Origin of the sequence: Acinetobacter sp. 479375, from assembly GCF_000581715.1 — a bacterium.
GTDB lineage: Bacteria > Pseudomonadota > Gammaproteobacteria > Pseudomonadales > Moraxellaceae > Acinetobacter > Acinetobacter ursingii.
Window position 1 is genome coordinate 1 of the sequence record NZ_JEZN01000053.1, and the last position, 2,738, is coordinate 2,738.

Genomic DNA, 2,738 nt, shown 5'->3' on the forward strand with positions numbered 1-2,738 from the left:
GCAGCACGTGACTTCATGGAATAATTCCTTATACAGATCTATTTTAAATATGATTTTAGAATCTTGGCGATTTCAGCCAATTCTTCTTTTCGTTGTTGTTCTGTAGTTTCACCTGATACTAAAGTGTCCTTTAAATGAACCTCCAACATTTCATTCATTAAACCATTAATAGCACCACGCACAGAGCATATTTGTTGCAGAATTGCACCACATTCCACATTGTCTTCTAACGCTTTTTCAATCGCTTGCGTCTGACCTTTGATCTTTCTGACGCGTAGAAGAATCTTTTTTTTGTCTTCAACCTGATTAGGCATCAGACCTCCTTACTTGCTAGCATTAATACTATAGTACCCCATAGTATAAAAAAAGCAATATTTTTTATAAATCGAAAATCAAAAAGACCTTTAGCGAAAATTTTCTATCCCTGTTTTTAGTTTTTTTTTAAATTAACATCGTAGAGCTGATGCTAAAGTCACAAAGAATGGGACTTTCAGCTCCCATTTTTTTATTTTGGCTCATGTTCTTTGTGATGCTGTGACCTTTTAGAATTATGTTTCAAATTTTAGCCACTTTGTAGATATTTTGAACGTTTCAAGCCTTGAAAATACTACCGACAGTTTAGATTAAACTGCCTTTACAGACTGTACTAGAATATTTTTAGTGAGCGGATGATATTTATTATTCATTATTTAGGAATTATTAAATCCTATAAATATCATTTATTGGATTAATTTATTTTGGTACTGTGCATATCATCCCCCAGTTAAGAATAAGGAATAACTATGAATAAGATGATGAATGCTCTTATCCTAGAAAATTTTGGTGATCATGAATTTAAACGGCACTGTTGCAAATAGTGATTTGAGTCGATGATGTTCCCTTTAAAAAGTGCTTAGAGACCGAAAACCCTGTTGATTAGACACACTTCACCCTGAGGCTGACCATAATAAAATGACGATGCTTGTCCTTTACGTAGTGCACGCATGACTTCAATACCTTTAATTGTGGCATAAGCAGTCTTCATAGATTTGAATCCTAATGTGGCCCTGATGATTCGCTTTAACTTACCATGATCACATTCAATGACATTATTTTTATACTTAATCTGCCTGTGCTCAATATCTACTGGACATTTTCCTTCTCGCTTTAATCGTGATAAAGCATGGCCATAGGTCGCTGCTTTATCTGTATTGATGACCCGTGGAATTTGCCATTTTTTCACCGTATTGAAGATCTTTCCTAGAAAACTATAGGCTGATTTACTGTTCCGTCTAGCGGAAAGGTAAAAGTCAATCGTATGACCCCGTTGATCAACTGCACGATACAGGTAAGTCCATCGCCCCTTCACTTTGATATAAGTCTCATCCATATGCCATGAATGTAAATCTGTAGGATTACGCCAATACCAGCGTAACCGTTTTTCCATTTCTGGAGCATAACGCTGAACCCAACGATAAATTGTACTGTGATCCACATTTATGCCTCGTTCAGCGAGCATTTCTTGAAGTTCACGATAGCTGATGCCATATTTACAATACCAACGAACAGCCCAAAGAATGATTTCACCTTGAAAGTGCCGACCGTGGAAGGGATTCATCTGCTGTATCTCGAAATAAATAAGATATTTAGCTTATCATGTCAGCCTATTTGCAACAGTGCCTTATTTTGAATCATCTTGGTTATGAGATTACAGCTTCGACTGGTCGACCTCAAGAGTCAGAATATTTAACCTATCTAGGGGCGAGTGAAATTATTGATCGTATTGAATTATCTTCCCCAGGAAAGCCATTAAACAAAGAAGTTTGGGCTGGCGTAATTGATACTGTTGGAAGCCATACTTTAGCCAATGCATGTGCTAGTACAAAATATCGTGGTGCAGTTGCTGCGTGTGGTTTGGCAGGCGGAATGGATTTTCCAGCAACAGTTGCTCCATTTATTCTAAGAGGGATTACCTTATATGGAATTGATAGCGTGATGGCACCAATCGAATTAAGAAAAGAAGCATGGGAACGTTTGGCTACAGAATTAGATCAAACAAAATTAGAAACAGTAACGACTGAAATTCAGTTAACAGATGCTTTAAATATTTCAAATGAAATTTTAGATGGAAAAATTCGAGGTAGAGTTGTTGTACAGATATAGTTCAACAAAATGAGTTGTGGGACTGTTCTAAATTTTGTGTAAGTACTTAATTTTCATTTATCCTACTGAGGATAATAAAAAGAGGTACTTCACATGGATGAAGCTACAATCAAAAGTATGGCAGCTGAATTAGCTAAAGGTTTAAAAACTCCTGAAGATTTAAACCAAATGACAGCCATATTTAAAAAGTTCATGATCGAAACCGCTCTGAATACTGAGCTTTCTGAACATTTAGGCTATGAAAAGCATCAACCTAAGAAAGGATCTAATGCACGTAATGGTTTTAGCTCCAAAACAGTTCTAACACAAGATGGGCAGCTTGCTTTAGATATCCCTCGTGATCGTGATGGCTCTTTTGAACCACAGATTATTAAGAAGCATCAAACACGCATTACTAGCATGGATGATCAAATTCTTTCGCTATATGCGAAAGGAATGACAAATAGAGAAATTGTTGCTTTTTTAAAGAAATGTACGATGCCGATGTATCGGCACTGTTGCAAATAGGCTGACATGATAAGCTAAATATCTTATTTATTTCGAGATACAGCAGATGAATCCCTTCCACGGTCGGCACTTTCAAGGTGAAATCATTC

The 2,738-nt window shown here is 36.5% G+C and carries 2 protein-coding genes and 2 pseudogenes; 2 read left to right on the forward strand and 2 right to left on the reverse strand.

Annotated elements, in window-relative coordinates:
• Positions 1-38: 38 nt before the first annotated feature.
• Both J500_RS16540 and J500_RS16545 read right to left on the reverse strand, forming a co-directional pair.
• Positions 39-314: a metal/formaldehyde-sensitive transcriptional repressor gene (locus J500_RS16540; RefSeq protein ID WP_001133624.1), complete on the reverse strand. Its 276-nt coding sequence runs from the start codon at positions 312-314 to the stop codon at positions 39-41.
• Positions 315-892: 578 nt separating this feature from the next.
• Positions 893-1,597: an IS6-like element IS1008 family transposase gene (locus J500_RS16545; protein ID WP_001067783.1), complete on the reverse strand. Its 705-nt coding sequence runs from the start codon at positions 1,595-1,597 to the stop codon at positions 893-895.
• Between the two features lie 62 nt (positions 1,598-1,659).
• Between J500_RS16545 and J500_RS16550 the strand changes: the two are divergent.
• A pseudogene (locus J500_RS16550) lies at positions 1,660-2,142 on the forward strand (zinc-binding dehydrogenase); the annotation flags it as partial.
• A gap of 93 nt (positions 2,143-2,235) precedes the next feature.
• Positions 2,236-2,642 (forward strand): annotated as a pseudogene (locus tag J500_RS16555) (transposase); the annotation flags it as partial.
• Between the last annotated feature and the right edge of the window lie 96 nt (positions 2,643-2,738).

Excerpts from the sequence above, each read along its gene's own strand:
- J500_RS16545 (WP_001067783.1), bottom strand. The coding sequence starts at position 1,597 with ATGAATCCCTTCCACGGTCGGCACTTTCAAGGTGAAATCATTCTTTGG.
- J500_RS16540 (WP_001133624.1), bottom strand. The coding sequence starts at position 314 with ATGCCTAATCAGGTTGAAGACAAAAAAAAGATTCTTCTACGCGTCAGA.